Origin of the sequence: Hyphomicrobium sp. (assembly GCF_041674905.1) — a bacterium.
In the GTDB taxonomy this organism is placed as follows: domain Bacteria; phylum Pseudomonadota; class Alphaproteobacteria; order Rhizobiales; family Hyphomicrobiaceae; genus Hyphomicrobium_B.
On record NZ_JBAYUV010000001.1, the window covers coordinates 155,669 to 181,387 of the forward strand.

22 protein-coding genes are annotated in these 25,719 nt (G+C 60.9%); 12 read left to right on the plus strand and 10 right to left on the minus strand.

Going from position 1 to position 25,719, the window contains the following annotated elements; all coding sequences use genetic code 11:
* Positions 1–81 precede the first annotated feature (81 nt).
* Together alaS and WC026_RS00785 are read left to right on the plus strand one after the other, a co-directional pair.
* On the plus strand, positions 82–2,775 hold the full coding sequence (alaS, locus tag WC026_RS00780; RefSeq protein WP_372708887.1) for an alanine--tRNA ligase: 2,694 nt from the start codon (positions 82–84) through the stop codon (positions 2,773–2,775).
* A 337-nt stretch (positions 2,776–3,112) separates the two neighbouring features.
* The gene (locus WC026_RS00785; protein WP_372708888.1) at positions 3,113–3,598 is read left to right on the plus strand and encodes a hypothetical protein; all 486 of its coding nucleotides are present in this window, start codon (positions 3,113–3,115) and stop codon (positions 3,596–3,598) included.
* A 72-nt stretch (positions 3,599–3,670) separates the two neighbouring features.
* On the opposite strand, the gene WC026_RS00790 is transcribed toward WC026_RS00785, so the two are convergent.
* Together WC026_RS00790 and WC026_RS00795 are read right to left on the minus strand one after the other, a co-directional pair.
* A complete protein-coding gene (locus WC026_RS00790; RefSeq protein WP_372708909.1) occupies positions 3,671–4,255 on the minus strand; it encodes a class I SAM-dependent methyltransferase in 585 nt (194 codons plus the stop codon).
* A 59-nt stretch (positions 4,256–4,314) separates the two neighbouring features.
* Positions 4,315–5,532 (minus strand): NADP-dependent isocitrate dehydrogenase, encoded by a 1,218-nt coding sequence (locus WC026_RS00795; RefSeq protein ID WP_372708889.1) that lies wholly within the window; start codon positions 5,530–5,532, stop codon positions 4,315–4,317.
* Between the two features lie 259 nt (positions 5,533–5,791).
* On the opposite strand from WC026_RS00795, the gene WC026_RS00800 reads away from it, so the two are divergent.
* From WC026_RS00800 to WC026_RS00815, 4 genes are all read left to right on the plus strand, one after another.
* Positions 5,792–7,084: an RNA methyltransferase gene (locus WC026_RS00800; protein WP_372708890.1), complete on the plus strand. Its 1,293-nt coding sequence runs from the start codon at positions 5,792–5,794 to the stop codon at positions 7,082–7,084.
* 135 nt (positions 7,085–7,219) lie between these two features.
* On the plus strand, positions 7,220–7,858 hold the full coding sequence (locus WC026_RS00805) for a hypothetical protein (protein WP_372708891.1): 639 nt from the start codon (positions 7,220–7,222) through the stop codon (positions 7,856–7,858).
* A gap of 212 nt (positions 7,859–8,070) precedes the next feature.
* Positions 8,071–8,688, plus strand: coding sequence for a 30S ribosomal protein S4 (gene rpsD, locus WC026_RS00810; protein ID WP_372708892.1), 618 nt, complete (start codon positions 8,071–8,073; stop codon positions 8,686–8,688).
* 327 nt (positions 8,689–9,015) lie between these two features.
* Complete coding sequence (locus WC026_RS00815; RefSeq protein ID WP_372708893.1) at positions 9,016–10,731, plus strand: MFS transporter; 1,716 nt, start codon at positions 9,016–9,018, stop codon at positions 10,729–10,731.
* Between the two features lie 72 nt (positions 10,732–10,803).
* Here the strand turns inward: WC026_RS00815 and WC026_RS00820 are convergent, their stop codons facing one another.
* Positions 10,804–11,895 (minus strand): paraquat-inducible protein A, encoded by a 1,092-nt coding sequence (locus WC026_RS00820; RefSeq protein WP_372708894.1) that lies wholly within the window; start codon positions 11,893–11,895, stop codon positions 10,804–10,806.
* Between the two features lie 855 nt (positions 11,896–12,750).
* On the opposite strand from WC026_RS00820, the gene WC026_RS00825 reads away from it, so the two are divergent.
* The gene (locus WC026_RS00825) at positions 12,751–13,917 is read left to right on the plus strand and encodes an efflux RND transporter periplasmic adaptor subunit (RefSeq protein ID WP_372708895.1); all 1,167 of its coding nucleotides are present in this window, start codon (positions 12,751–12,753) and stop codon (positions 13,915–13,917) included.
* The gene (locus WC026_RS00830) at positions 13,914–17,069 is read left to right on the plus strand and encodes an efflux RND transporter permease subunit (protein ID WP_372708896.1); all 3,156 of its coding nucleotides are present in this window, start codon (positions 13,914–13,916) and stop codon (positions 17,067–17,069) included. The genes WC026_RS00825 and WC026_RS00830 overlap by 4 nt, the downstream gene beginning before the upstream one ends.
* A 79-nt stretch (positions 17,070–17,148) precedes the next feature.
* On the opposite strand, the gene grxD is transcribed toward WC026_RS00830, so the two are convergent.
* Both grxD and WC026_RS00840 read right to left on the minus strand, forming a co-directional pair.
* Positions 17,149–17,493 carry a Grx4 family monothiol glutaredoxin gene (gene grxD, locus WC026_RS00835; protein WP_372708897.1) on the minus strand — a complete coding sequence of 115 codons (345 nt, stop codon included), beginning with the start codon at positions 17,491–17,493 and terminating at the stop codon, positions 17,149–17,151.
* A gap of 80 nt (positions 17,494–17,573) precedes the next feature.
* Entirely contained in the window at positions 17,574–17,810 is a 237-nt protein-coding gene (locus tag WC026_RS00840; RefSeq protein ID WP_372708898.1) for a BolA/IbaG family iron-sulfur metabolism protein, read from the minus strand.
* Between the two features lie 195 nt (positions 17,811–18,005).
* Between WC026_RS00840 and pqqA the strand changes: the two genes are divergently transcribed.
* Complete coding sequence (gene pqqA, locus WC026_RS00845) at positions 18,006–18,095, plus strand: pyrroloquinoline quinone precursor peptide PqqA (RefSeq protein ID WP_015598411.1); 90 nt, start codon at positions 18,006–18,008, stop codon at positions 18,093–18,095.
* A gap of 142 nt (positions 18,096–18,237) precedes the next feature.
* Here pqqA and WC026_RS00850 read toward each other — a convergent pair whose 3' ends face one another.
* Positions 18,238–19,098, minus strand: a complete 861-nt coding sequence (locus WC026_RS00850) for a DUF2147 domain-containing protein (protein ID WP_372708899.1) — start codon at positions 19,096–19,098, stop codon at positions 18,238–18,240.
* Positions 19,099–19,426: 328 nt separating this feature from the next.
* On the opposite strand from WC026_RS00850, the gene WC026_RS00855 reads away from it, so the two are divergent.
* Entirely contained in the window at positions 19,427–19,696 is a 270-nt protein-coding gene (locus tag WC026_RS00855; protein ID WP_372708900.1) for a hypothetical protein, read from the plus strand.
* A 117-nt stretch (positions 19,697–19,813) separates the two neighbouring features.
* On the opposite strand, the gene WC026_RS00860 is transcribed toward WC026_RS00855, so the two are convergent.
* Entirely contained in the window at positions 19,814–20,266 is a 453-nt protein-coding gene (locus tag WC026_RS00860; RefSeq protein WP_372708901.1) for an FKBP-type peptidyl-prolyl cis-trans isomerase, read from the minus strand.
* A gap of 138 nt (positions 20,267–20,404) precedes the next feature.
* On the opposite strand from WC026_RS00860, the gene WC026_RS00865 reads away from it, so the two are divergent.
* Positions 20,405–21,010, plus strand: coding sequence for a hypothetical protein (locus WC026_RS00865; protein ID WP_372708902.1), 606 nt, complete (start codon positions 20,405–20,407; stop codon positions 21,008–21,010).
* A 5-nt stretch (positions 21,011–21,015) separates the two neighbouring features.
* Here WC026_RS00865 and purL read toward each other — a convergent pair whose 3' ends face one another.
* A complete protein-coding gene (gene purL / locus WC026_RS00870) occupies positions 21,016–23,253 on the minus strand; it encodes a phosphoribosylformylglycinamidine synthase subunit PurL (RefSeq protein ID WP_372708903.1) in 2,238 nt (745 codons plus the stop codon).
* Positions 23,254–24,139: 886 nt separating this feature from the next.
* On the minus strand, positions 24,140–24,535 hold the full coding sequence (locus tag WC026_RS00875; protein ID WP_372708904.1) for a DUF305 domain-containing protein: 396 nt from the start codon (positions 24,533–24,535) through the stop codon (positions 24,140–24,142).
* 246 nt (positions 24,536–24,781) lie between these two features.
* Here WC026_RS00875 and WC026_RS00880 point away from each other — a divergent pair, with 246 nt between their 5' ends.
* The gene (locus tag WC026_RS00880; protein ID WP_372708905.1) at positions 24,782–25,171 is read left to right on the plus strand and encodes a hypothetical protein; all 390 of its coding nucleotides are present in this window, start codon (positions 24,782–24,784) and stop codon (positions 25,169–25,171) included.
* Between the two features lie 186 nt (positions 25,172–25,357).
* Here WC026_RS00880 and WC026_RS00885 read toward each other — a convergent pair whose 3' ends face one another.
* Positions 25,358–25,681 (minus strand): hypothetical protein, encoded by a 324-nt coding sequence (locus WC026_RS00885; protein WP_372708906.1) that lies wholly within the window; start codon positions 25,679–25,681, stop codon positions 25,358–25,360.
* Between the last annotated feature and the right edge of the window lie 38 nt (positions 25,682–25,719).

Genomic DNA, 25,719 nt, shown 5'->3' on the forward strand with positions numbered 1-25,719 from the left:
CGCTACAACGGCGGCCTTGAACCGTTCCAAGGACGCTTGCGTCCGGGCGGTTATATCCGCGAATAAGGCTTGAAAGCACACATGGCTGGCGTCAGCGCAATCCGCTCTTCGTTTCTCGACTACTTCGGCAGACAAGGGCACGAGATCGTGCCGTCGTCGCCGCTCGTCCCGCGCAACGACCCGACGCTGATGTTCACCAACGCCGGCATGGTGCAGTTCAAGAACGTTTTCACCGGCCAGGAGACGCGCGCCATCCCGCGCGCCGCGTCGTCGCAGAAATGCGTCCGCGCCGGCGGCAAGCACAACGACCTCGACAACGTCGGCTATACCGCGCGCCACCACACGTTCTTCGAGATGCTCGGCAACTTCTCGTTCGGCGACTACTTTAAAGATCGCGCCATTGAGCTGGCCTGGAACCTGCTGACGAAAGAATTCGGCCTCGACGCCAAGCGCCTTCTCGTCACGATCTATCACACCGACGACGAAGCCTACAAAATCTGGAAGAAGATCACGGGCTTCTCCGACGACCGTATCATTCGCATCGCCTCCAGCGACAACTTCTGGCAGATGGGCGACACCGGCCCGTGCGGTCCGTGCTCGGAAATCTTCTTCGACCACGGCGATAAAATCCCCGGCGGTCCCCCGGGCTCGCCAGACTCCGAAGGCGACCGCTTCATCGAGATCTGGAATCTCGTGTTCATGCAATTCGAGCAGCGGTCGCCCGGCGATCGCGTCGATCTTCCGCGTCCGTCGATCGATACCGGCATGGGCCTCGAACGTGTCGCGGCTGTGCTGCAGGGCAAGCACGACAACTATGAAATCGATCTCTTCGAAAATCTCATCCAATCGATCCGCCAGGAAGCCGCCAAGACCGGCGCCAAGGAAACGGGCGGAGACGCAGGCCCCGAGTTCCTGAACGTCGCGCGCCGTGTCATCGCCGATCACCTCCGCTCGACAAGCTTCCTGATCGCCGACGGCGTGCTGCCGTCGAACGAAGGCCGCGGCTACGTCCTCCGCCGCATCATGCGCCGCGCTATGCGCTATGCCGCGCAGATCGGTTGCGTCGAACCATTGATGTATCATCTCGTGCCGTCGCTGGTGCGCGAGATGGGAGACGCCTATCCCGAACTCGTGCGCGCGCAGCCGCTCATCACCGAAACGCTGAAGCTCGAAGAAACGAAATTCAAGCGCACGCTCGACAACGGCCTGAAGCTCCTGGGCGAAAGCTCCGCGAGCATGACAAAGGGCGCGGTCTTCCCCGGCGACGTCGCGTTCAAGCTCTACGACACCTACGGCTTCCCGCTCGATCTGACAGAAGACGCGCTGAAGCCGCGTGGGATCGCGGTCGATACCAAGGCGTTCGACGCCGCGATGAAAAAGCAGAAGGAAGCCGCCAAGGCCGCCTGGAAAGGCTCCGGCGAAGCGGCGACCGAAGGCCTGTGGTTCGAGATCAAGGACAAGACCGGCGCCAGCGAATTCTTGGGCTACGATACCGAGACGGCTGAAGGCATCGTCGTGGCACTCGTCGCGGGAGGCAAGGAAGCAAAAGAATTGAAGACCGGCGACGAAGGCGCGCTCGTCCTCAATCAGACGCCGTTCTACGGCGAAAGCGGCGGTCAGGTCGGCGACCAGGGCGTCATCAAAGGTGCGAAGGGCGCGCTGTTCCGCGTCACGGATACGCAAAAGAAGCTCGGCGATCTGTTCGTGCACGTGGGCAAGGTCGAGTCCGGCAGCTTCAAGGCCGGCGATGCCGTCGAGATCGAAGTCGATCACGCCCGTCGCTTGGCCACGCGCGCCAATCACTCGGCGACACACCTTCTGCATGAAGCTTTGCGACAGGTGCTCGGCACGCACGTCGCGCAGAAAGGCTCGCTCGTTTCACCCGACCGCCTGCGTTTCGACTTCTCGCACACCAAGCCGATGTCGGCCGACGAAATTAAAGCCGTCGAAGACATCGCGAACGCTGTGCTGCTCGAGAATACGCCGGTCGTCACGCGGCTGATGGCGCTCGACGAAGCGCGCGCTTCCGGAGCAATGGCGCTCTTCGGTGAAAAATATGGCGATGAAGTCCGCGTCGTCTCGATGGGCTCGATGCGCCCCGGCGCCAACAAGGCATGGTCGGTCGAACTCTGCGGCGGCACGCATGTGTCGCGCACCGGCGACATCGGTCTCGTCCGCGTCGTTGCCGAAAGCGGCAGCGCGGCGGGCGTTCGCCGCAGCGAAGCTCTGACGGGCGAGGGCGCGCGCGCTTATCTCGACGAGCAGGATCAGCGCGTGCACGAAGCCGCGAGCGTTTTAAAGACGCGGCCGGAAGATCTGATCGAGCGGCTGAAGCATCTCCTCGAGGAACGCAAGGTTCTCGAAAAGCAGTTGGCCGACGCCAAGCGGCAGCTCGCCCTCGGTGGCGGCGTCAACGGCGCGACTGATGGCGCTGACGCCATCCGCAGCATTGGCAATGTGAAGCTCTTGGCGCGCACCGTACAGGGTCTCAATCCCAAGGATCTGCGTGGCCTGATCGACGACGGCAAGAAGCAGGTCGGCTCGGGCATCGTCGCGATCGTCGGCGTGACCGAGGACGGCAAGGCGGGCCTCGCGGTCGGCGTGACGGACGATCTCGTCAAGTCATGGAGCGCCGTCGATCTCGTCAAGGCCGGAGCCGAAGCGCTTGGCGGCAAGGGCGGCGGCGGCCGTCCCGACATGGCGCAGGCTGGCGGTCCCGATGGTGCGAAGGCGGGCGATGCATTGAAAGCCATCGAAGCGCGCCTAGCAGGCTGACGAAATCAGCTCCAGCGTGCCCGTGATTTTATCGGACGCAAGACAACATCGTACGCAAGACAATGATGAGACGGGTCTCCCGGACCGTCATGGCCGCGCAGGCGGCCATCCACGCGACGTTCAACAAGAGGAGTGTTGCCTCTCAACCGCTGAATTCCATGACGATCGCTCCAATCTGAATTGTCGGAGATGGCCGCCTGCGCGGCCATGACGAAAGGATGGATGGGCGGCGCTCATTTGCTTGTGCGTCGAAACCTAACCTTGCCGGGAATTCACGAGTGACGATCGGGAAGTTTCGGTATATAGCCCGGCAAACTTCCTGCTGGGATACTCGCATATGCATCGCTCTCGTGTTCTGGGTTTTGTTATCTCGTCCGCAACGCTTCTCGCGTTAACGCTTCCGGCGCTAGCCGATGATCCCGTCGTGAAGCTCGCGCCCACGCCGATGCCCGCAGCCGGTCCGACGGTAACCGCGGCGGAGGCCTTTTGCGGCGATCCGACCGGCAAGGCGCAAGAGTTGATCGAGCGCTATTCGGCGAAACCCGGTTTGAAACAGGTCTACAAAAGCGAGCAGTACGTCGCCTACAGCGACGACGAGAAAAACAGCTCGGTCATGTACACATTCACGGTGAAAGGCCACCCGGCCTATCCGGCCGCCGTCTGCCGCAAGCCCATCCAGCAGGGCGATAACCTCGTCATCACGATGTCGGTTGTTTGCGATGGCGAGAAGGATGCGTGCACGACGCTGAAAAACGACTTCAACGTCATGACGGCCAAGATGCAGGCCGACGTCGATCAGCAGATCTCAGCGCAGAAGAAGTAGCGCGCTTACGCGCATGGCGGCCGGCTCGCGGAACGCGAGTCGCCATGCGCAAAACAAAGACTCCATGCGCAATCAAAAACTCCTTCTCGCAAGCCAGATGCTGTGACCGCCGGTCTGCGGATCGTCGAAAACGTTGGCGACGACCTCGAAGCCGTTGTCATCGAGCAGTGCGCGATAGGCATCGGGAGCGAGGCTGGAATGGTAGAGCGGCTCGCCGCCGAACGTCCCCATCGCCACGCCGTCGCCGGGTCCGCTGGTGAACATGAGAGCGGCGTTGGCCGAGGCGTGCGCGCGGAAGACAGAAAACATTCGGCGCTGATCGTCCCGCGTCAGATGAAATAAACTGTCCCACGCCAGAAGGCCGTCGAACGTCCGCGCGAGAGATAACGTGCGCATGTCCGCGACGTCCCATGCGCTTTCGGGGAAACGCGTCCTGCAGAGCTCGATCATCGCGGGCGACGAGTCGACGCCGTAGACCCGGTAGCCCGCCCGCACAAAATAGCCCGCGATGGGTTCGCCCGCTCCGCAGCCGATGTCGAGGACCGAGCCGCCTTCGGGAAGCAGCGCCTGAAAGCGATGCAGCCACGTGCGTTCGAGCAGGCTGCGCGATCGTTCCGCGTCCCAGGTGTGCGCATGCCGCTCGTAGAGCCCGACGATGCGATCCCGCCTCGGTGTCCGTCATGGGCAGCCTCGCATTATCGATAGCGGTCGACGGCTTAAGCTTTTGTCATCGCCGTCTTGAGGTTCTCGTCGACCTTGTCGAGGAAGCCCGTCGTCGAAAGCCACTTCTGGTCGGGTCCGACGAGCAGCGCCAGGTCCTTCGTCATGAACCCGGACTCGACCGTCGCGATGCAAACACGCTCAAGCGTCTTGCAGAAGTTCAACAGCGGCTCGTTGCCGTCGAGCTTGGCGCGATGCGCGAGCCCGCGTGTCCACGCGAAAATCGAGGCGATCGAGTTCGTCGACGTTTCCTTGCCCTTTTGATGCTCGCGATAATGGCGTGTAACTGTGCCGTGCGCGGCCTCCGCTTCGACCGTCTTGCCGTCCGGCGTCATCAGGACGCTGGTCATCAGGCCGAGAGATCCGAAACCCTGCGCGACGGTATCGGACTGCACGTCGCCGTCATAGTTCTTGCACGCCCAGACATAGCCGCCCGACCACTTGAGCGCGCTCGCCACCATGTCGTCGATCAGGCGGTGCTCGTAGGTGATCTTGCGCTTGGCGAATTCGTCCTTGAATTCCTTGTCGAAGATCTCCTGGAAGATGTCCTTGAAACGCCCGTCGTAGATCTTCGCGATGGTGTTCTTGGTCGAGAGATAGACGGGATAGTTGCGTGCGAGGCCGTAGTTCAGCGACGCGCGCGCGAAATCGCGAATGGACTCGTCGAGATTGTACATCGCCATCGCGATGCCGGCGCCCGGCGCGTTGAAAACTTCTTTTTCGATCACCGCGCCGTCGTCGCCGGTGAACTTGATCGTCAACTTGCCCTTGCCCGGAAATCTGAAATCGGTGGCGCGGTAGATGTCGCCATAGGCATGACGGCCGACGACGATCGGTTGCGTCCAGCCGGGGACGAGGCGCGGCACGTTCGTACAGATGATCGGCTCGCGGAAGATGACGCCGCCGAGAATGTTGCGGACGGTGCCGTTCGGGCTCTTCCACATGTCCTTGAGATTGAATTCCTTGACGCGCGCCTCGTCGGGCGTGATCGTCGCGCACTTGATGCCGACGCCGTGCGTCTTGATGGCGTTACCGGCGTCGATCGTCACCTGATCGTCGGTCTTGTCGCGGTTCTCGACGCCGAGGTCGTAGTACTCGATGTTGAGATCGAGGTACGGGTGAATGAGCTTGTCCTTGATCAGCTTCCAGATGATGCGGGTCATCTCGTCGCCGTCGAGTTCGACGACGGTGCCTTCAACCTTGATCTTGTTCATGGGGATGATCTCGCAAGCGAAAATGGAGGATGGACGAGCTGGCCGGACCTTAAAGGTCTCGGGCGCACCGATGAAGCGTACCTTCGCCGCAGTCGTGCGGCAGTTCGCGAGCCGGATCAAGCCCTGCCGGGCTTAGACCAAAGGCTGGGCAAGCGCCGCTCATTTGTTTAGCAAGGTTCCAAGCTGGGGACCGCTCGGCGTCCGCCTATAGTATGACTGCGGCGGCCGGTACGGGATGGAGTGTGAGACGGAGACGGATTTGAACGCCGGGATCGATACTGAAAACCGCGAGACGGCCGTCGATGTGCGCATCGGCGCTGGCGGCGAGCCCGTGCTCGGATCTCGCGACACCCGCGTCGCCGAAGTCGTGCACGCCTGCCATTCGGTGTCGATCGATCAGGGACTCGAAACCCTCGCCGTTCCGGGATTGACGCGCCTTACCCTCGAGCCGGTGCTGCAATACTGCGCCAGCCTCACGTGCATCGAAGATCAAGTGACGTGTCCAGGCTGCAAGCGGCGCACGGAAGTGCAGGGCATCGAGACACTCGATCAATTCATTCTGAGCAAAAAAGAGATCGTCGTCGGCGACGGCCGCGTCCGCCTGAAAGGCGAAGGCACCGAGACGATCGCGACGCCCTGCCTCGAGTCGCTCGCCAAGCAGTGGTCGGGTGAGAATTACTGGTTCTGGGCGCGCCGCGTCATCCGCAAGCTGCGCCACGGCCTTCGCCGGGCTCATATGAAGGGCGAGCCCGTCGCCGGAGAAGGCGAGACGCCGTCGGTCATCCTGATGGAGCCCCAGCTCGCCGACAACATCGGCATGGTGGCGCGCGCCTGCGCCAACTTTGGCCTCGACGATCTCCGTCTCGTTAATCCGCGTGACGGATGGCCGAATGAGAAGGCGCGCATCGCGGCCTCGGGCGCCAACTACGTGATCGACGATGCCCGGCCCTTTGAGAAGCTCGAGGACAGCATCGCGGATTTGAATTGGGTGGCAGCCACAACCGCACGCCAGCGCGATATGCGCAAGCCCGTCCTGACGCCCGAGCAGGCGATCGCCGAAGCTCGCGCCCGGATCGCGCGCGGTGAGCGCTGCGGAATTCTTTTCGGACGAGAGCGCAACGGCCTGGAGACCAACGAGGTCGCCAACGCCGACGCGCTGATTATGATTCCGGTGAATTCGCGCTTTGCGTCGCTGAACCTTGCGCAGGCAGTGCTGCTTCTCGGTTACGAATGGATGCGCGGCGACGCCGGTCGCAGTCTCGGCCGCGTTACAACCTACGAGAAGCCCTTGAGCGAAGGTCTGTACATGGGCCGCGACCGGGCCGCGACCAAGGAAGAACTCATTGGTCTATTTGAACATTTGGAACGGGAACTGGAGGTAAACGGCTTTTTCAATCCGGCGCATCGCAAAACCGTTGTGGCGCAAAACCTGCGCACGCTACTGACACGAATGAATGCGACAGAACAGGAAGTTCGGACTCTTCGTGGCATAGTTGCCACGCTCGCACAGGGCAAAGGCAAGGCCCGAAAAGGGCCAGGTGAGACGCCTTGATCTGGACATGTTTTGGGCTGAGCGATGCCAAGGGAAAAGGCATACTGGCGACATGCAACGTGGCTTGCGAGAGGCCGCGTCGAACGACTTTCGACGGAAACCGGTAAGAAAATTCAGGCTCAACTGGAGATGTTGATGAATATTAAGGCGGGGGTGGTGTTGGCGGGCGTAGCCGCGCTGGCGCTTGTGGGGAGTGTTGCGTCAGCAGGCGCGCAGGATCTGAGTGAACACGCAGTCAAATCGTTCATGGAATACGCTTGGTCGCTGACGCCTCAGCAATTCTCCAAGCCCGACGGGTCTGTCATCGTCATCGATAAGACGAAAAAGGATCAGGTCGTTGTGCCGCTCGATGTGGCGCGGGATGTCATCAAGGCCGGCCGTCTGTCGGCGCACGCGCAGATTTGCGATCTGCGCGACGACCAGATTCTGAACCACCGGGCGCTGATGCGTCGCGAGGAGTTCAAGAAGAAGTGGACGCCGCAGCAGATGGTCTACATCAGCCAGCTCCACCTCACGACCGTCATGCTGTTGACCGGCCGCATCCGCCTCGTCGAGAAACAGGGCGACAAGGAAGTCGTCGTCGATGATAAGAAAGAGACGGCGCAGAGCTGCACGGACGAGCAGAAAAAGAAGGTTAAAGAGCTGATCACGGCTTATGTTGCGGCAAGCCCGCCGGTGAGCGCGGTCGCCGGAAAACCCCCGGCCCAGCCTCCGCAGGGCGCACAGACAGCCACCGGCTCGGTCGGCGGCGGGACGACCGTCGAGAAGAAATAGCGGCGAATAGGCCGTTGACGGGACGGCCGGTCACCACTATCAACCATTCCGCGCGGGCCTTCGGGCCCGCGTTTGATTTCCGCGCACCCGTGGCGGGACTGTAGAAGGTCCATGCCTGTCAGCTCTCTGAGGAGGGTAGAGGAGGGGGCGCTCCACAACGGCCGCGCCGGTCATTTCGGCCAGCGGGGCTATAACTCATGGAGTGCTAGAAGATGACGAAGCGCATTCGCGCCAAGCATAAGATCGACCGCCGCCTCGGCGAGAACATCTGGGGCCGCCCGAAGAGCCCGCTCAACCGCCGCGAAAGCCGTCCCGGCCAGCATGGCGAACGCCGCCAGGGCAAGCTGTCCGACTTCGGCCAGCAGCTCAAGGCCAAGCAGAAGCTCAAAGGCTATTACGGCTCGATTTCGGAGCGCCAGTTCCGTGCCGCCTACGACGAAGCCTCGCGCCTCAAGGGCTCGACCTCGGAACTCCTGATCGGCCTGCTCGAGCGCCGCATCGACGCGCTCGTCTATCGCGCCAAGTTCGTTCCGACCGTTTTCGCGGCGCGCCAGTTCGTCAGCCATGGTCATGTGAGCGTCAACGGCAAGCGTGTCACCATTCCGAGCTACCGCCTTCGCATCGGCGACGTGATCGAAGTGAGCGAAAAGGCGAAGCAGCTTGCGCTGGTCCTTGAGGCCATCAAGAGCGCCGAGCGCGACGTGCCCGATTACGTCAACGCCGACCACAACAAGATGACGGCGTCTTTGACGCGCATTCCGGCGCTTTCGGACGTGCCGTATCCGGTCCAGATGGAACCGAACCTCGTCGTCGAATTCTATTCGCGCTAATTTCAAGCTTGGCGGCCGGCTCGCGGAACGCGAGTTACCAAGCGCCAAGTGAGGCTAGTTCGCGCTTGGCGCCCGGTTCGCGGAATGCGTGTCGCCAAGCGCCAAGTGAGGCTAGTTCGCGCTTGGCGGCCGGCTCGCGGAACGCGAGTCGCCAAGCGCCAAGTAAAATGCAAAGCCGGCGCTCGTCGCCGGCTTTTTTATGCGTCGCGAAAAGACGCGCCGTTAGTTGCAAGCGGAATATAGATAGCTGCAACACTCATTCGCTTCCCGCACTGCCCTCAGCTTAGATTTCAAAACAACAAAGCTTGAAAGCTGAAGGGGGAACGCATGACAACCGCCGGATCGATCAATCGATCGGATCGCAAGAGAGGGGTCTCGTCCGAGGAACGCCGAGTCATTTTCGCCTCCTCGCTCGGCACGGTCTTCGAGTGGTACGATTTCTATTTATACGGCTCGCTCGCGACCATCATCGCCGCGCAGTTCTTCTCGCTGAAAGACCCGTCCGGAAACTTCATCTACAATGAATCGACGCGCAACATCTTCGCGCTGCTGGCCTTCGCTGCCGGCTTCATCGTCCGGCCGTTCGGCGCCCTCATCTTTGGCCGCATCGGCGATCTCGTCGGCCGCAAAAACACATTTCTCGTAACCATCCTGATCATGGGCCTTTCGACGTTCGTCGTTGGCCTGCTGCCCAGTGCGGCCTCGATCGGTATCGCGGCGCCGATCATTTTGATTGCGCTTCGTCTGCTGCAAGGCCTGGCGCTCGGCGGCGAGTACGGCGGCGCCGCGACCTACGTCGCCGAGCACGCGCCGACCGGCCGGCGCGGTTTGTACACGAGTTGGATTCAGACGACCGCGACGCTCGGGCTGTTCCTGTCGCTCATCGTCATCCTCGCGGTCCGTACCATCGTCGGCGAGGAGGCCTTCAAGGACTGGGGCTGGCGCATTCCCTTCCTTGTCTCGATTCTTTTGCTCGGGATATCGGTCTGGATCCGTCTGTCACTGTCGGAATCGCCCGCCTTCAAAAAGATGAAGGAGGAGGGCAAGGGCTCCAAGGCGCCGCTGACCGAAAGCTTCCTCCACTATCCCAACAACAAGTACGTGCTGCTGGCGCTGCTCGGCCTCGTCGCCGGCCAGGGCGTCGTCTGGTACACCGGCCAGTTTTACGCGCTGTTCTTCCTGCAGAGCATCCTCAAGGTCGACGGCTACACGTCGAACCTTCTGATCGCATGGTCGCTGCTGTTCGGCACGCTGTTCTTCGTGTTCTTCGGCTGGCTGTCGGACAAGATCGGCCGCAAGCCGGTCATTCTCGCGGGCTGCCTTATCGCCGCTCTGACGTACTTCCCGCTCTTCAAGCTCCTCGCCGAGACGGCCAATCCGGCGCTCGCCCATGCGATCGAAACGGTGCAGGTGAAGGTCGTCGCCAACCCCGCCGAATGCGGATCGCTTTTCAATCCGATCGGCACGCGCAAATACACGACCGATTGCGATAAGGCGCGCGACTGGCTCTCCAAGACATCGGTCAAATATTCGACCGAGGCCGCACCGGCCGGACAATCCGCCAAGGTCGTGATCGGGGACAAGGAAATTCCTGCCGCCGATGTCGAGAAGGCCGTTGGCGACCCGAAGGATAAGGTCACCATCGGCAGCCAGGCAATCAACGACGCCGGGTATCCGAAGGCGGGCGATCCGGGCATCGTGAAGTTGGCGCATCCCTTCGACATCTTCCGCAGCCAGGCGGCAACCGTCGTCGGCATTCTCTTCATTCTGGTGCTCTATGTCACCATGGTGTACGGCCCGATCGCGGCGGCGCTCGTCGAACTGTTCCCGACCAAGATCCGCTACACCTCGATGTCGCTGCCCTATCACATCGGCAACGGATGGTTCGGAGGACTGCTGCCCGCTACCGCATTCGCGATGGTGGCCGCCACGGGCGATATCTATTACGGCCTCTGGTATCCGATCGTGGTCGCGGCGGCGACGGCCGTCATTGGTTTCCTGTTCATTCCGGAAACCAAGGATCGCGACATCCACACGATCTGACGGCGCGCGCGGCTTCCGCGCGACTGGTCTCTCGATATGAAAAGGCCGCTTCAAAGGCGGCCTTTTTGCTTTTCACGCGGGTCGTCGTCGCCGAGGGCCACGATCGCGCGCGATGGCGATGCCGGGATCGGGCGAGATCGCGGGACCGCTGCCGACTGGCCGCCGCAGCGTCGGCCGATCGACGTTCGCCCAGCCGTAGGCGAGCATCGTCATCAGCGCCGACGCCGCGAAGAAATAGACGCCCGGCAACACCGTCGCTTCCGTGTAGCCCGACGAGTTGACATAGAAGATCATCAACGCCAGCACCATCACGTCGGTCATCGAATAGCGCCCGAGCCACTCCATCGTCGCGATCGAGCGCTTGCGGAAGTCCGCCGGCATGTCGTGCGACGTGATCAGCGTCAGCAAGTAGAATAGCTTGAGAAACGGAAAGAACACCGAGACGGCGAACACGACGCCCGCGAGAAAATATTCCTCGTTCTCGAACAGCGCGAACATGATCGTCAGGATGGAATGCTCGTTCGTCCAAACATAGATCGTCGTGAAGCGGATCGTCGGCATGATGATGCCGAGCGCGAAAAAGACGGTCGCGAGAATGATCAGAAAGCTCAACGCGAAATTCCGCCAGCCGTGCGAGCGCTGGGCCGGTCCGACGTCCGGTTCAGGCAAAACGGGCACGAGTTCGGGCGCCGCCGCCATGCCGTCGGTCCTGATCCAGGCATACGACAGGATCATCAGCACGACGGCCGCCGTGAAGAAGTAAACGCCGTTGAGGCTCGACGCGTCGTAGACGCCCTGGCTCTTGATGAAGAAGATCGTCAATGCCAGCACGAGCACGTCATGCATCGACCATTTGCCGAGCCATTCGAGCGCTCGGAGCCGTTGATGGTGGCGCACGATCTCGACGGGCGGCAGCGTCGAGACGAGCAGCAAATATAGAAGTTTGGTGATTGGCAGCAGGATCGAGAATACGACGACGATCAGGCCGAGAAACGTCTGCCCGTCGCGGAGCAGAACCTGCACCGTCGAGATCAGCGAATGCTCCGTCGTCCAGAACGTAAAGCTCGTGAGCTTCAGGATCGGCAGAGTGATCCCGAGGGCGAGGCAGACGCTCGCGGCCAGGATCGTAAGCGACAGAAAAAACCGCCGTCCGCTAAGCTTCATGGCTGGTTCTGCCCAAATCGCACCACCCTAGGATGCACCATCCCAAGGCAACATCGGCAATGAGCATAAATTAGGACGGCGTCGCTGCAACCCGGCAAACATTTGGATCAGACGGAGGGCCGCAATCAAAAATCTTTCGGGCGCGGATTTTGCGTGCATCTTCGCTTCCACCTTGAGCCCGAAGTCCGCTATAGGGGTCTGGAATTTGCGAGGGTGGCGACGGGTGATTTCCGCAGCGATCCATATCGAACGACACCGCCCCCAAGCGCCGAGGCGCGGATATCTATCGCTGCTCGCGTGTGCGGCGCTTGTCCTTGCCGGCTGCTCCAACGAACCATTGCCGCCCCAGGGCGCAATATGGACCGGATCGTCCAATGCGCGATCGGCTACTGCAACTCTGAGCGCGACGGGGAACGCCGGCGCGCGGCCCGCTTACAAGACCGCAAGCGGCGGCGATTGGGGTCCCTACAGCGGCAGGCGCGGACAGACGGAGCCTCCCGCCGAGATGAACTACGCCTTCAAGGGCGACCCCAACGTCAGCCATACATTCGCGGCCGGCCCCGGCCAAATGTAGATGCACGCGCACGCCAGTGCTTCGTTCGTCAATTTAATGTCTTGCGGCGGCTACGGAATATTCACCTCTGACCTGTTTCTTCTTCGCCAGTGCGCGAGGGGATTCGCGCGGGTGGTTTTCGGGATACGCCAAGGCGCGGCCTATGCGATATCTCGGAAATGACATAACTTGCGATTGTCACGGCACGGCTCAATTCGCGCATAAACACGGGCAGGCTCTCAATGGGTGGCGCTACTCAACCACGGGCGTCGGCAGGCGCTGGTGTGACTCGGAAGCTGGCGATGTCTAGGCTCTTCCGGTCGAAAACAGGAATTCTAGCGGCGTGCGGATTGGCATTTGCCCTGACGCTCACCGCTTGCGGCGAGAAGAATACGTTCGTGCCGCCGCCGCCGCCCAAAATCGAAGTCGCGCAGCCGCTGAAGAAAACCGTCACCCGTTATCTCGAAGCGACGGGCAACACGGCGGCGGTGAATACGACCACGCTCGTCGCCCGCGTCCAGGGCTTCATTCAGGCGATCAAATACAACGACGGCGATCCGGTGAAAGCCGGAGACGTGCTGTTTGTCATCGAGCAGAAGCCGTATCAGCTTTCGCTGGAGCAGGCCGAGGCGGGCCAGTCGAGCGCGCAGGCCGACACGAAGAAGGCGGAAGCCGACTACAAGCGCCAGGTTGATCTTGCTGCGAAGAATATCGCGAGCCAGGCGACACTCGATCAGTCGACGGCCGCTAAGGATGCCGCCATCGCCAAGCAGACCCAGTCCGAGGTCGATATCGAGCAGGCCAAGCTCAACCTCAGCTACACGGAAGTCAAAGCGCCCTTCGACGGCATCGTAACCGCGCGTGACGTGTCGCTCGGCCAGTTGGTCGGCGCCGGGAGCCCGACGACGCTCGCGACCATCGTTCAACTCGACCCGATTTACGTGAACTTCGCCGTCAGCGAGACCGACGTTCAGGACATCCGCTCGAGCATGCGCGCCCAGGGCTTGACGCGCGACGATCTGAAAAAAATCCTCGTCGAGGTCGGCTTGCAGAGCGAGCAGGGCTATCCGCACAGGGGAACGCTCGATTATGCCGCCCCGACGATTACGGCGGCGACCGGCACGCTCCTGGTGCGCGGCGTGCTGCCGAACGAAAACCGTTCGCTGCTGCCCGGTTATTTCGTGCGCGTGCGCGTTCCGAGGGCTGAACAGCCGAACATGCTGCTCGTACCCGACCGCGTCGTCGGCAGCGACCAAAGCGGCCGTTACGTCCTCGTCGCCAACAAGGATAACGAACTCGAGCAGCGCAAGGTCGTGCTCGGCCAGCAGGTCGGTGATCTTCGCGTTATCGACAAGGGCTTGGAGCCCGACGACCGTGTCGTCATTTCAGGCCTGATGTCGGTCATCCCCGGCCAGAAGATCGATCCTGTCGCCAAGACGATCGCGCCGCCAGCGGAAACCGCGCCATGATCTCGAAATTTTTCATCGAGCGTCCCGTCCTCGCGAACGTCATCGCGATTTTGATGGTCGTCATTGGCGCCGTATCCGTCCTCCGCCTGCCGGTCTCGCAGTATCCCAACGTCGTCCCGCCGACCGTCCAGGTTACGACGCGCTATCCCGGCGCCAATGCCCGCACCGTCATCGACACCGTCGCGCTGCCGATCGAGCAGCAGGTGAACGGCGTCGAGAACATGATCTACATGCAATCGTACTCGGCATCCGACGGGACCTATACGCTGACGGTCACGTTCGATATCGGCACGGACCTGAACAACGCGCAAATTCTCGTGCAGAACCGCGTTTCGGCGGCGATGGCGTCGCTGCCGCAATCGGTGCAGGTTCAGGGCGTCGTCGTTCAGAAGAAGTCCACATCGATCCTGCAGATCGTGACGCTGACCTCGCCGAACAATAAGTTCGACAGCCTTTATCTTAGCAACTACGCAACCATCCGCCTGAAAGACGAAATCGCGCGCTTGCCCGGCGTCGGCAACGTCAACGTCTTCGGCGCCGGGCAATATTCGATGCGCGTCTGGCTTGATCCGGAGAAAATGCAGGCGCGCAGTCTTAACGCGCAGGACGTCATCAATGCGCTGCAACAGCAGAGCGAGCAGGTCACCGCCGGACAGATCGGCATGCCGCCCGTGGCGGGCGATCAATCGTTTCAATATACGCTCGACGTTTCGAGCCGCTTCGACGATGCCAGCCAATTCGCCAACGTCATCGTCAAGACAGGCACGAACGGCGACCTGACGCGATTGCGCGATGTCGGCCGCGTCGAGCTCGGCGCGCAAACCTACGCGCAGATCTTCAATCTCAACGGCCAGCAGGCAGCCGGTCTCGCGATCTTCCAGACGCCGGGCGCAAACGCGCTCGACGTCGCCAAGGAAGTCTCCAAGAAAATGCAGACGCTGGCGAAGGAGTTTCCGGAGGGCGTCGCCTATTCGATCCCCTTCGACACGACCATCTTCGTGCAGCAGGCCATCAACGAAGTCTACAAGACGCTGTTTGAAGCCGCGATCCTGGTACTGATCGTCATCCTGGTGTTCCTGCAGGACTGGCGCGCCATGCTTGTGCCCGCGACGACCGTGCCGGTGACGATCATCGGCGCTTTCGCGGCGATGGCGGCGATGGGCTTCTCGATCAACCTTTCAACCCTGTTCGCGATCGTGCTCGCCATCGGCATCGTCGTCGACGACGCGATTGTTGTCGTCGAAGGCGCGGCGCACAATATCGAAAAGGGCATGTCGGGGCACGATGCCTCGATCGCCGCGATGAATGCCTTGATGGGGCCGATCATCGGCATCACGCTGGTGCTGATGGCGGTGTTCCTCCCGGCGTCGTTCCTGCCAGGGCTGACAGGCCAGATGTACGCGCAGTTTGCGCTCGTCATCGCAGCGACGGCGTTGATCAGCGCCATTAATGCCGCGACGCTGAAGCCGACGCAGTGCGCGCTGTGGCTGCGCCGCCCTGTGCCGCCCGAAAAGCGGAACTTTTTCTATCGCGGCTTCAATGCCGTCTACGAACGTCTCGAAGGGCGGTACACGCGACTCATCAGTAGGATGGTCCATCATAGCGGGCTGATGGCGCTCATCGCCGCCGCCATCATCGGCGGTTCGATCTATGGCATGACGCGCGTCGCGACGGGCTTCCTGCCCATCGAGGATCAAGGCTATCTGCTCGCCGCCGTGCAGCTGCCTGATGGCGCTTCGCTCGGCCGCACGCAAAAATCGCTGGAGCAGGTGGAGAAAATCGCGCGCGCCGTTCCGGGCGTCGAGCGCGTGATCACGATCGCGGGCATCTCTCCGCTCGACAATAGCGCCTCGCTCGCCAACGCGGGCGTCGCCTACATCATGCTCAAGGACTGGGCCGAACGCGGCAAGGGTGAAGACCTGCTGTCGCTCTATACCGGCCTCAACGCCAAGATGAAGGCCGTCACCGATGGCAGCGTCATGGTGCTGCCGCCGCCGCCCATCCAAGGCATCGGCAACGCCGGCGGGTTCACGATGCAGATCGAGTTGCGCGATGGCAGCTTCGATCTCAGCAAGCTCGAAAATTCGACCAATGCCGTGGTCCACGCGGCGAGCACGCAGTCCGCCATTCAGCGCGCTTCGACGCCCTTCCGCGCCGCGGCCCCGCAATACAGGGTCACGATCGACCGCGAGAAGGTGCAGACGCTGCTGCTGACGACCGACCAAGTCTTCCAGACGCTCGCGACCTATCTCGGCTCGAGCTACGTCGATCAGTTCAACAAGTTCGGCCGCGTCTTCCAGATCTACGTTCAGGGCGATGCCGGTTTCCGCATGACGCCGGACGAGGTTCTGAACCTCAAGGTGCGTAACCAGAATGGCGACATGATTCCGCTCGGCACCGTGCTGACGATCACGCCGATCGTCGGGCCGTCGCTGATCAGCCTTTATAACCTCTACCCCTCGGCCACGATCGTCGGCGTCCCGGCGAAAGGCTTCTCCTCCGGCGACACGATGCGGCTGATGGATGAGATCGCGGCGAAGACGCTGCCGCCGGGCGTCGGCTCGTCCTGGACGGCGCTGTCGTTCCAGGAACAGCTCGTCGGCGGCCAGATCTATTACGTCTTCGCGCTGGCGATGCTGCTCGTCTACCTCGTGCTCGCCGGGCAATATGAGAGCTGGTACACGCCGCTCGCGGTGCTGTTTGCAGTGCCGCTGTCGCTGATCGGCCCTGTCGCCGTCATGCTCGGCCTGCGCATCGACAACAACCTCTACGTCCAGATCGGCCTCGTGCTGCTTATCGCGTTGTCGGCCAAGAACGCCATTCTGATCGTCGAAGTCGCGCGCGAACTTCGCGCCGAAGGCAAGTCCATCATGGACTCCGCCGTCGAGGCGGCGAGGGCGCGGTTCCGGCCGATCCTGATGACGTCCTTCGCGTTCATCCTGGGCGTTGCGCCGCTGGTCTTCGCGACGGGCGCAGGCGCATCGGCGCGGAAGTCGATCGGCATCACCGTCTTCAGCGGCATGATCGCCTCGACCTGCCTCGCAGTGATCTTCGTGCCGTCGATGTTCGTGGTCATCCAGCGCTTCGAGGAATGGCGCCGATCACGCAAGGCAAAAGCCGCGCCCGTGATCGCCGCTCCGCCGCACGCGTAAGCAACTAAAAAATTGGCCAACAAAAAAGGCGGACCGCTAAGCGGCCCGCCTTAATTTTTTGCGCCGGACGCTTGAAGTCTCAGGCGTGATGGTGCGCGTGCGGAATGCCTTTGGAGCAAATCAGGTCGTGCAGCTCGCCGGCCGAATACATCTCGCGCATGATATCGCAGCCGCCGACGAATTCGCCCTTGACGTAAAGCTGCGGAATGGTCGGCCAGTTGGAGAATGACTTGATGCCGTCGCGAATGCCCTGATCGTCGAGCACATTCACGTCCTTGAACGGAACGCCGAGGTGCTCGAGAATTTTCACGGCCGTCGCGGAAAACCCGCACTGCGGAGCCTGCTTCGAACCTTTCATGAACAGCACGACATCGTTGCTGGTGATCGTATCGGTGATTTTCTGCTGGACGGGGTCAGAGGCCATGGCGTTAGATTCCTAATGGGTTCGGGACAGCCAATCTCGGCGCCCTTTGAAGCGAGATGTGGGCGAGACGCCCGGCTAAGTCAATCCGCGGTCGCTGCGGTTGTGAGTTGCAGGGCGTGGAGGACGTCTCCCATGCGTCCGCCGAGCGCGTCGTAGACCATCTGGTGCTGCTGCACGCGGCTTTTGCCCTTGAACGCCGCCGACACGACGTGGGCGGCCCAATGGTCATTGTCACCGGCAAGATCGCGCAGTTCGATTCTGGCATCGGGAAATCGGGCTCTGATCAGCCGCTCGATCTCAGGGGCGGGCATAGGCATTCGCAGTCTCCGGAAGATAGCTGTTGGCTTTAGACACGAGTGCCGAGTCTATGCCGTGTCGCATCAGTGGAGGCAAGAGCAGCGATAAGATTTTCTGATCAAATTCTCACGCGATTGCGATTGGACGTTATCGATCGAAGTCCCTACATTCCAGGACAGGGAGCGTATCGTTCCTGAAGTCTGATGGAGGACATCATGAAGACCTGGACAAAGCCTGCCGTTCGCGAGCAGGAAGTCGGCCTCGAAGTTACCTCGTACCTTCCGGCCGAGATCGACCTTATCTAAGGGCGATCAGATCTGAATTTGACGCGGTGGCAGAGTTTCTGCCACCGCGTTTTTTTATTTGACGCTGGATGAACAGGAGCGAACGCAGGCGCCTCGGACGCATTGCATCGTGGGAACGGAAAACCGGACGCCCTCGACTCTTTTATTGCTCGCAATTGAGCGTGAGTTTGACCCACGGCAAATCGAGCTTGCATTTTCCCGATTTGGTTTTCGTGAACACTTTTCCGAGCCCGAGATCGTTGAGCTTGTCTCCGAGCTCGGATGACGCACCATCATCGGCTGAAGCCGTCTCTTCGTTTTTCTGCGACACGTCGGGCTTTGCATCCTTCGAGGCGGCAGCAGGCGGCTCGCCTTTCGGCTTCGCGGCTTCGTTCGCGTTGGCTTCCGGTTGCGGTGAGGCGGTCTCGCGCGCCGAAGGCTTTGCGTCGGGTTTGTCCGCAGGCGTGACTGCGGGCGCGGGCGCCGGTGCAGGCGGTGTGATAATCGCGACCTGCGGATTGGACGACGGCTTCGCCTGAGCAGACGTGGCCGCCTTTGCATCGGGCTTTGCGTCAACGGGCTGCCCGGCCTTCGCTTCGATCTGTTTGTCCGTCTCGCCGCAAAGCTGCAAGTCGGCAGGCGCGCGCGTCCAGATCATTGTCTTCGAAAGGAAGCGCATGCCTGCGTAGCCCGTGACACGCAGCGTGCCGTTGGCGAGCGGTTTCAGCTCAACGTTATATTTGCGGCCTCGCTCCGGCGAATAGATCCAGCCGTTGTCCCAGAGGCCGCCGCCGGTCGGCACCACGTTGCCGATAATCTGCTTGCCGCAGCCCTTTACGTCAGTCGTGTCTTTTACCCACACGACGTTGCCGCACAGCGCGTTGCCACACGCCTTGATCTCGATTGCGCCGCGGCCGGTATCGTTGATCCAGATGCCCGTCGGATCGGCAGCGGAAGCCGCGCTCGCGGCCACGACCGGCAGAAAGCACGAAATGGCGAATGCGATGATTGATACTCGGCGCATGACTCGATCCTTCTATGGTGTTCCGACGGTTCTGCTTGCTCTCGCCCGAGGGCGCTGTTTCGGAGGGAACAGGTGCGAAGCGCGACAGCGCCTTGATCCGCACAAAGAGCGTTAATGAAAGAGGTTCAGATTTAATCGCCAGATTTGATTGGCCAGATTTGATTGGAATGAATTTCGTCGGTGGTGAAACGATCGCGAAGCAGCAGCCGTAGACACCCTTGTGAGTGGGAGATCGCCCCGTTCAGAGCGGTTCTTTATCTCACGCCGACAACATTCAACTTATTTCATACGGAGACGTTCCATGATGAAGCCATTTCTGGCAGCGACGATGCTTGTCCTGTCGACATCAATCGCATTTGCCGATGACAACGGCAGCATTACGGCAAAAGCCATGAACGACCATCCCGGTACGATAGGCGGCACCACGTCAAGTGCGACAGCAAAGCCGGATTCCGGCAGCCTCACCGAAAAACAGATGCAAAATCAGCCCGGCGTAAACAGCGATACCAAAGGCATGACGGCGATGCCGAATGCCAAGCCGGACAGCGGTTCAATTTCCAGCAAGGAAATGATGGACAATCCCGGCGCGCGTAAGTGACGCAAGCTCAACGTCGAACTTAGTCCGGGATTTTAGCGGCTTCGACAAGAGGAAGCGATGTGCTCGCTTCCTCTTGTCGCAAAACGCGATTCATTTAATTCGAAGCAATCGCACGCGCTATTTCACGCCGAGCAGTTCGACGTCGAACAAGAGCGTCGCGTTCGGCGGGATGACGCTGCCCGCGCCGCGCGCGCCGTATCCCAGTGCGGCTGGAATGATCAATGTACGTTTGCCGCCGATCTTCATCGACGCGACGCCTTCGTCCCAGCCCTTGATCACGCGCCCCATGCCGAGCGGAAATTCGAACGGCTGCCCGCGATCGACGGAGGAGTCGAATTTCGCGCCCTTCTTGCCGTCCTGATAGAGCCAGCCCGTATAATGCATAATGCAGGTCTGGCCGGCCGCGGGCTGAGCGCCCGTGCCGACGACGGTGTCTTCGAATTGCAAGCCGGACGATGTGGTGGTCATGGTCGATCCTTGAGTTTGTGCGAGTGCGGATGGGTTTGAAAGGAGTATTCCGCCGAGAGCTAAAGCCAAGGCGATGATGATTTTAAAGTCGAAACGCTGCATTCTATTTCCCTTGGCCCAGCCATACGGTGCATGGAGGGCGATTAGCACTCCATTCATTTTGCTGCTAGACGCGAATCGCCTATACTTGTGGCTTTCGTTCAAGTGTTTTGATGCCGCTTCTCGGCGTCGGAGGCGGCCATGCACCGAATACAGTTGACGACATTTCTGAAGCTCTTGGCGCAATCAACTCAAGAAAAATCCAAAAGCTACCGCAGATATGATGATGGTGGAGGACACGATTTTTATCACTCTGTGAAACGGGCTGTCCGTGATCTGACGGTTATGGGTCGGTCATTTGAGGAAGCGGCTAAGCGCATGGATGCGCTTAGCGCCGGGCCTGAGCGAGAGCGCAATCTTGAGGCTATTCAGAATTTCAGATGCTTGCTCGAAAAACGCAAAGGCAGCTTTTTTCATCCGCCTGAAGGATTGTTTGAATCGCCGAGTGGAAATTTGGGAGTTATCCTCAAACCTGAATTCGGCCAAATCTATAAGAAAAAGCGGCAGGTAATTGCATTGTGGTGCACGAGGGGAGTCAAGCTGACGCCGACTGCTGCCGGTGTGGGTATCTACATGATGCAGTCAAAGCTCAAAGTCGGCGAGTACGCAAATTGCGAATTTTGCATCCTCGATCTCGTTGAAAAGCGGTTGTTGGGACCCGCAAATATACCCAACTATGCGCACGGGCTTCTTTCAGTCGAATTTGCAATAGCCGATGAATTTTTCAAACAGGATGATGCAGCGTAGCTCCATCACCCGCCCATCAACCCCGGCAAAAATCCCTCATTCGCGGTACGAAGCTCCGGCAGCGGCAGCGCCGTCTCGCCCGTGAGGCCGATTGCGTCGCCGCCGACGCGGCCGACGATGCGCGCCGGAAGCTCGAGCAGGCGCGCGCGCTCCAGCACTTCTTCGGCTTTCTGCGGTGTCACCTCGACGACGTAGCGGCCCTGATCCTCGCCAAACCAGACGGCGTGCGGCGGCAGCTTGCCCTCGTAGGCGTAAAGCTCAACGCCCATGCCGGACGCGTCACGCGACAAGCTGTTCTTGCCACCCGCAAGCGCCATTTCGGCGATCGCGACGAGCAGCCCGCCATCGGCGCAATCGTGCACGGCGAGCGCGCGACCCTCGCGGATCAGCGCGCGAATGAGACGCCCGGCCTTGACCTCGGCTTCGAGATCGACCGGCGGTGGCGCGCCTTCGAACTTGCCCGTCGCGTGCTGCTGGTAGAGCGATTGGCCGAGATGGCCTTCCTCGCGGCCGATGACGATCAGCACGTTGCCTTCGGTCTTCAGGCGAATGTCGGCGAGCTTCGACACATCAGGAATGAGCCCGACGCCGCCGATGGCGGGTGTCGGCGGAATGCCGACGCCGTTCGTCTCGTTGTAGAGCGAGACGTTGCCCGACACGACCGGATAGTCGAGCACGCGGCAGGCTTCGCCCATTCCGCGCACGCTGGCGACGAACTGACCCATAATTTCGGGCCGCTCCGGATTGGCGAAATTCATGTTGTCGGTGATGGCAAGCGGATCGGCGCCCGTCGCCGTCAGATTGCGCCACGTTTCGACGACGGCCTGCTTCGTGCCTTCTTCAGGATCGGCAGTGACGTAGCGAGGCGTCACATCGCAGGCGACGGCAAGCGCTTTCTGCGTGCCGTGCACGCGCACGACGCCCGCGTCGCCGCCGGGGCGACCGACGGTGTCGCCCATCACCATGTGATCGTATTGTTCCCAGATCCAGCGGCGCGACGCGAGATGATGTCCGCTCATCAACTCTTTCAGCGTACCGAGGATCGCGTTCGGAGCCGGCACCCATTCGGGCAAGATCTTCGCGGGCTTTTTCGGCTCGACGTAAGGCCGCTCATACATCGGCGCGGAGTTCGCGAGCACCGGCACCGGCAGATCGGCTTCGACGTGGCCCTGGTGCTTGATGATCATCCGCTGCGTGTCGGTCGTGTGCCCGATGACGGCGAAGTCGAGGCCCCATTTCGCGAAGATCGCTTTCGCGTCCGCTTCGCGCTCCGGCTTCAGGATCATCAGCATGCGTTCCTGGCTTTCCGAGAGCATCATCTCGTAAGCCGTCATGCCGGTTTCGCGCTGGGGTACGAGATCGAGATCGAGTTCGATGCCGACGCCGCCCTTGTCCGCCATCTCCGAGGTCGACGAGGTGAGACCCGCCGCGCCCATGTCCTGGATGGCGATGATCGAGTCCGTCGCCATCAGTTCGAGGCAGGCTTCGATCAGCAGCTTTTCGGTGAACGGATCGCCGACCTGCACGGTCGGGCGTTTTTCGTCCGATTTCTCATCGAACTCGGCCGACGCCATCGTCGCGCCGTGGATGCCGTCGCGCCCCGTCTTCGAGCCGACGTAGACGACAGGTAGCCCGACGCCCTTCGCCGCCGAATAGAAAATCTTGTCCGTCTTCGCGAGGCCGACACACATCGCGTTGACGAGGATGTTGTTGTCGTAGCCCGTGTCGAAATTCGTCTCGCCGCCGATCGTCGGAACGCCGGTGCAGTTGCCGTAGTGTGCGATGCCCGCTACGACACCGGAAACGAGGTGGCGGGTCTTCGGATGATCCGGCGCGCCGAAGCGCAGCGCGTTCAGGTTGGCGACGGGCCGCGCACCCATGGTGAACACGTCGCGCATGATGCCGCCGACGCCGGTCGCCGCGCCCTGGAACGGCTCGATGTAGGACGGATGGTTGTGGCTCTCCATCTTGAAGATGACCGCGTCGCCGTCGCCAATATCGACGACACCCGCGTTCTCGCCCGGACCCTGGATGACCTTGGCGCCGGACGTCGGCAGCGTCTTGAGCCATACGCGCGAGGATTTGTACGAGCAGTGCTCGCTCCACATGACCGAGAAAATGCCAAGCTCGCAGATCGACGGCTCGCGGCCGAGGATTTCGAGCAGCCGCTCGTATTCGTCGGGTTTGAGCCCGTGCTCGGCAACGATCTCGGGCGTAATCTTTCGCGTCGTCGTCTCTGTCATCGGGATCTCGTTGGGCGCTGGAATTGGGTCCGCTTATATGGGCTTGGGCGTCGTTTGTCGCCCTTCCGGACTGGAGCCCCCAACGGCCAAACGTCGCTCTTTTTTGCTGGCGCCGGACGACCGCCCTACGGGGGGGGGGCCGGCCGCCCGGCGCGGGTGCCGATGGATCGCGCTTGCATAAGCCCGATTTTGATGCCGGTTGAAAGCCCGGCTATCGTCGTTCTTTCTCCCGTCATGTCCGCGCAGGCGGCCAGTTTCGGGAGTCAGGATGCGGATCTCACGAGCCAAGATATCCGAGGGTCAGCGGATGCGCGTCGCGTGGATGGCCGCCTGCGCGGCCATGACGTTAGAAGGAAGGTCGAGGCATCGTTATCACCGCGCGATCCTGGCTTCCGGCTCAGGATAGCGGGGTAGTGCTGCGTTCTTGCCCGTGAATGGCGTTTGCGGAAACGGCCCACCTGCCGTCATGGCCGCGCAGGCGGCCATCTACGACAATCAGATGCGGATTTCAGGAGCCGGGTCGCCTGAGAAGAAGCGGACGCGGAACCGTGAATGGCCGCGCAGGCGGCCATGACGAAAAATGAGGGCTATTTCAGGCGCGAGACCGGTTCTTTACCCTCCGCCTTCGCCTCGTCTTGGTCGCAAGCCGGACTGGAGTGCTTCCGGAAAAGTGGGGCCCGGTTTTCCAGTCGGAAGCACGACAAAACAAAGAACTGGAGCCTTTCCGCGATTCCATCAAAATCGGAAAGGCTCTAGGCGTCGCCCGCTACGTTTGCCGTTTTTCCCGCGTCATGGCCGCCTAGCCGACCCAGACGAGACGATCACCCACGACGTCATGGCCGCGCAGGCGGCCATCCACGGCAGCTATCAGAAGGGCTCGAAATCGCTAATTCCGTTGATGTTTCGCGAGCCAGGTGGTCATCTCGGCGATCTCGGCTTCCTGGGCATTGATCACGCCTTCCGCAAGTTTCCGGATCGCAGGATCCTTACCGTACTGAAGCTCGATCCTGGCCATGTCGATCGCGCCTTGATGATGCGGGATCATGCCCTTCACGAAATCGACGTCGGCGTCGCCGGTGAGCGATGTTGTCATGTTCTCGTGCATCTTTTGACTCGCGGCCTTGAACGCCTGGGACGCGGGCGCCTCTGCGGAGGCATCGCCCATGTCCATCCCTGAGTGATCCATCTGCGTGTGGTCGGCGGATTTGACCTCGTCGGCCATCGCTGGCCCGGCCAGAATGAAAACGGCGCAAAAAGGAAGAAGACGACAGAACGTGATCATGGGCGAACTCCTCGACGTTTCGAATGCCCGGCATTGATGTGCGACTACCCGCAATGGCTGTGACGCTTTTGTCCTACCCGTTTGGACTGTGACCGTTCCGCGCTGCACAATCGGCATTACCGCGTTGCAATAATGTAGATTTTCTACTGCCGGCCAGAGGCTTATCTCTTGGTCAACGCCGACGTCACGCCCAGACAATTGTGCGCGGGTTTGAACTCGACGTTCTTGGACAGTGGAGATCCTGTCATGACGACTTTCGCGAAACTCGCAAGTGTTGCGATCATTTCTGGTTTGGCCATGCTCTCCGGAGCCGCAGGAGCATCGGCAGGTGAGCCGGCTGCCTATCATGTCAAACCGCTAAAGGGCATCACGTTCGCAGTCGGATCGAAGCGCGCTGTTGGTTATTACACGAGCGACGATCATGCCTGCCGGTTGACGCTGATGCTGTCGGATGCCTACTCGGGCGACGAGAAATCATTTTCTGAGCCCGTGCGCGTCAATCTGACGATCGGCGAAGGCGCATCGGGCAGCGTCGACACGCTCGAAGGTTCGGCCGTGTTCCGCTGTGCTCCGAGCGCAAGCTCGCTGTCGATGCAACTCATCCAGAGAGTCGCATATAACGCAACTGCGAAATAATACGCATTTGAAGCCCACGCTTGAAAGACGCTAAATCGAGGAAGGGAGCCAACGCTTCCTTCCTTTTTTATTTCCATTAACACCAGCATTAATTAACAAAATTAATAACTTAGAGAACAGCGTCAGGTGCTCTGCGTACCGCGCATGACCGGCAGCCAAACGCCGCACTGGCGGAAGTGCACTGCATCATATATATCTACAGTGTAGAATGAAGCGGCCCGGGGGCTTTATCCCGGGAACTGGCAGGCACTGACGCAGGCCGGTTAGCTGAACAAAGGTGATGTTATGAAGGCCCTCGTTGTTGCTGTGCTCAATGCGTTGACGCCCACCCCGGTGGATGTCCGATCCAGCCAGCAGCGCGGGAATGCCCGCTAAATAAGCGGCGCATTCGACTGCACGAAGAAGGGGCGTCTCGGCCCCTTTTTTGTTACCCGGCTTGTTGTCCTTGTCAACGCCGGAGAGAATGTGCAGCAGATTTCCGGAGCAAAAGTGCAGCACCGACGCCAGCAAGAAGGCCCCCGATATCGGGGGCCTTCTTGCTTATGGAG

Excerpts from the sequence above, each read along its gene's own strand:
- pqqA (WP_015598411.1), top strand. The coding sequence starts at position 18,006 with ATGAAGACCTGGACAAAGCCTGCCGTTCGCGAGCAGGAAGTCGGCCTC.
- WC026_RS00825 (WP_372708895.1), top strand. The coding sequence starts at position 12,751 with ATGTCTAGGCTCTTCCGGTCGAAAACAGGAATTCTAGCGGCGTGCGGA.
- WC026_RS00875 (WP_372708904.1), bottom strand. The coding sequence starts at position 24,535 with ATGATCACGTTCTGTCGTCTTCTTCCTTTTTGCGCCGTTTTCATTCTG.
- WC026_RS00815 (WP_372708893.1), top strand. The coding sequence starts at position 9,016 with ATGACAACCGCCGGATCGATCAATCGATCGGATCGCAAGAGAGGGGTC.
- alaS (WP_372708887.1), top strand. The coding sequence starts at position 82 with ATGGCTGGCGTCAGCGCAATCCGCTCTTCGTTTCTCGACTACTTCGGC.
- WC026_RS00855 (WP_372708900.1), top strand. The coding sequence starts at position 19,427 with ATGCTTGTCCTGTCGACATCAATCGCATTTGCCGATGACAACGGCAGC.
- WC026_RS00850 (WP_372708899.1), bottom strand. The coding sequence starts at position 19,098 with ATGCGCCGAGTATCAATCATCGCATTCGCCATTTCGTGCTTTCTGCCG.
- WC026_RS00805 (WP_372708891.1), top strand. The coding sequence starts at position 7,220 with ATGAATATTAAGGCGGGGGTGGTGTTGGCGGGCGTAGCCGCGCTGGCG.
- WC026_RS00830 (WP_372708896.1), top strand. The coding sequence starts at position 13,914 with ATGATCTCGAAATTTTTCATCGAGCGTCCCGTCCTCGCGAACGTCATC.
- WC026_RS00785 (WP_372708888.1), top strand. The coding sequence starts at position 3,113 with ATGCATCGCTCTCGTGTTCTGGGTTTTGTTATCTCGTCCGCAACGCTT.
- grxD (WP_372708897.1), bottom strand. The coding sequence starts at position 17,493 with ATGGCCTCTGACCCCGTCCAGCAGAAAATCACCGATACGATCACCAGC.
- WC026_RS00820 (WP_372708894.1), bottom strand. The coding sequence starts at position 11,895 with ATGAAGCTTAGCGGACGGCGGTTTTTTCTGTCGCTTACGATCCTGGCC.
- WC026_RS00840 (WP_372708898.1), bottom strand. The coding sequence starts at position 17,810 with ATGCCTATGCCCGCCCCTGAGATCGAGCGGCTGATCAGAGCCCGATTT.
- WC026_RS00795 (WP_372708889.1), bottom strand. The coding sequence starts at position 5,532 with ATGAACAAGATCAAGGTTGAAGGCACCGTCGTCGAACTCGACGGCGAC.
- WC026_RS00865 (WP_372708902.1), top strand. The coding sequence starts at position 20,405 with ATGCACCGAATACAGTTGACGACATTTCTGAAGCTCTTGGCGCAATCA.
- rpsD (WP_372708892.1), top strand. The coding sequence starts at position 8,071 with ATGACGAAGCGCATTCGCGCCAAGCATAAGATCGACCGCCGCCTCGGC.
- WC026_RS00860 (WP_372708901.1), bottom strand. The coding sequence starts at position 20,266 with ATGCAGCGTTTCGACTTTAAAATCATCATCGCCTTGGCTTTAGCTCTC.
- WC026_RS00880 (WP_372708905.1), top strand. The coding sequence starts at position 24,782 with ATGACGACTTTCGCGAAACTCGCAAGTGTTGCGATCATTTCTGGTTTG.
- purL (WP_372708903.1), bottom strand. The coding sequence starts at position 23,253 with ATGACAGAGACGACGACGCGAAAGATTACGCCCGAGATCGTTGCCGAG.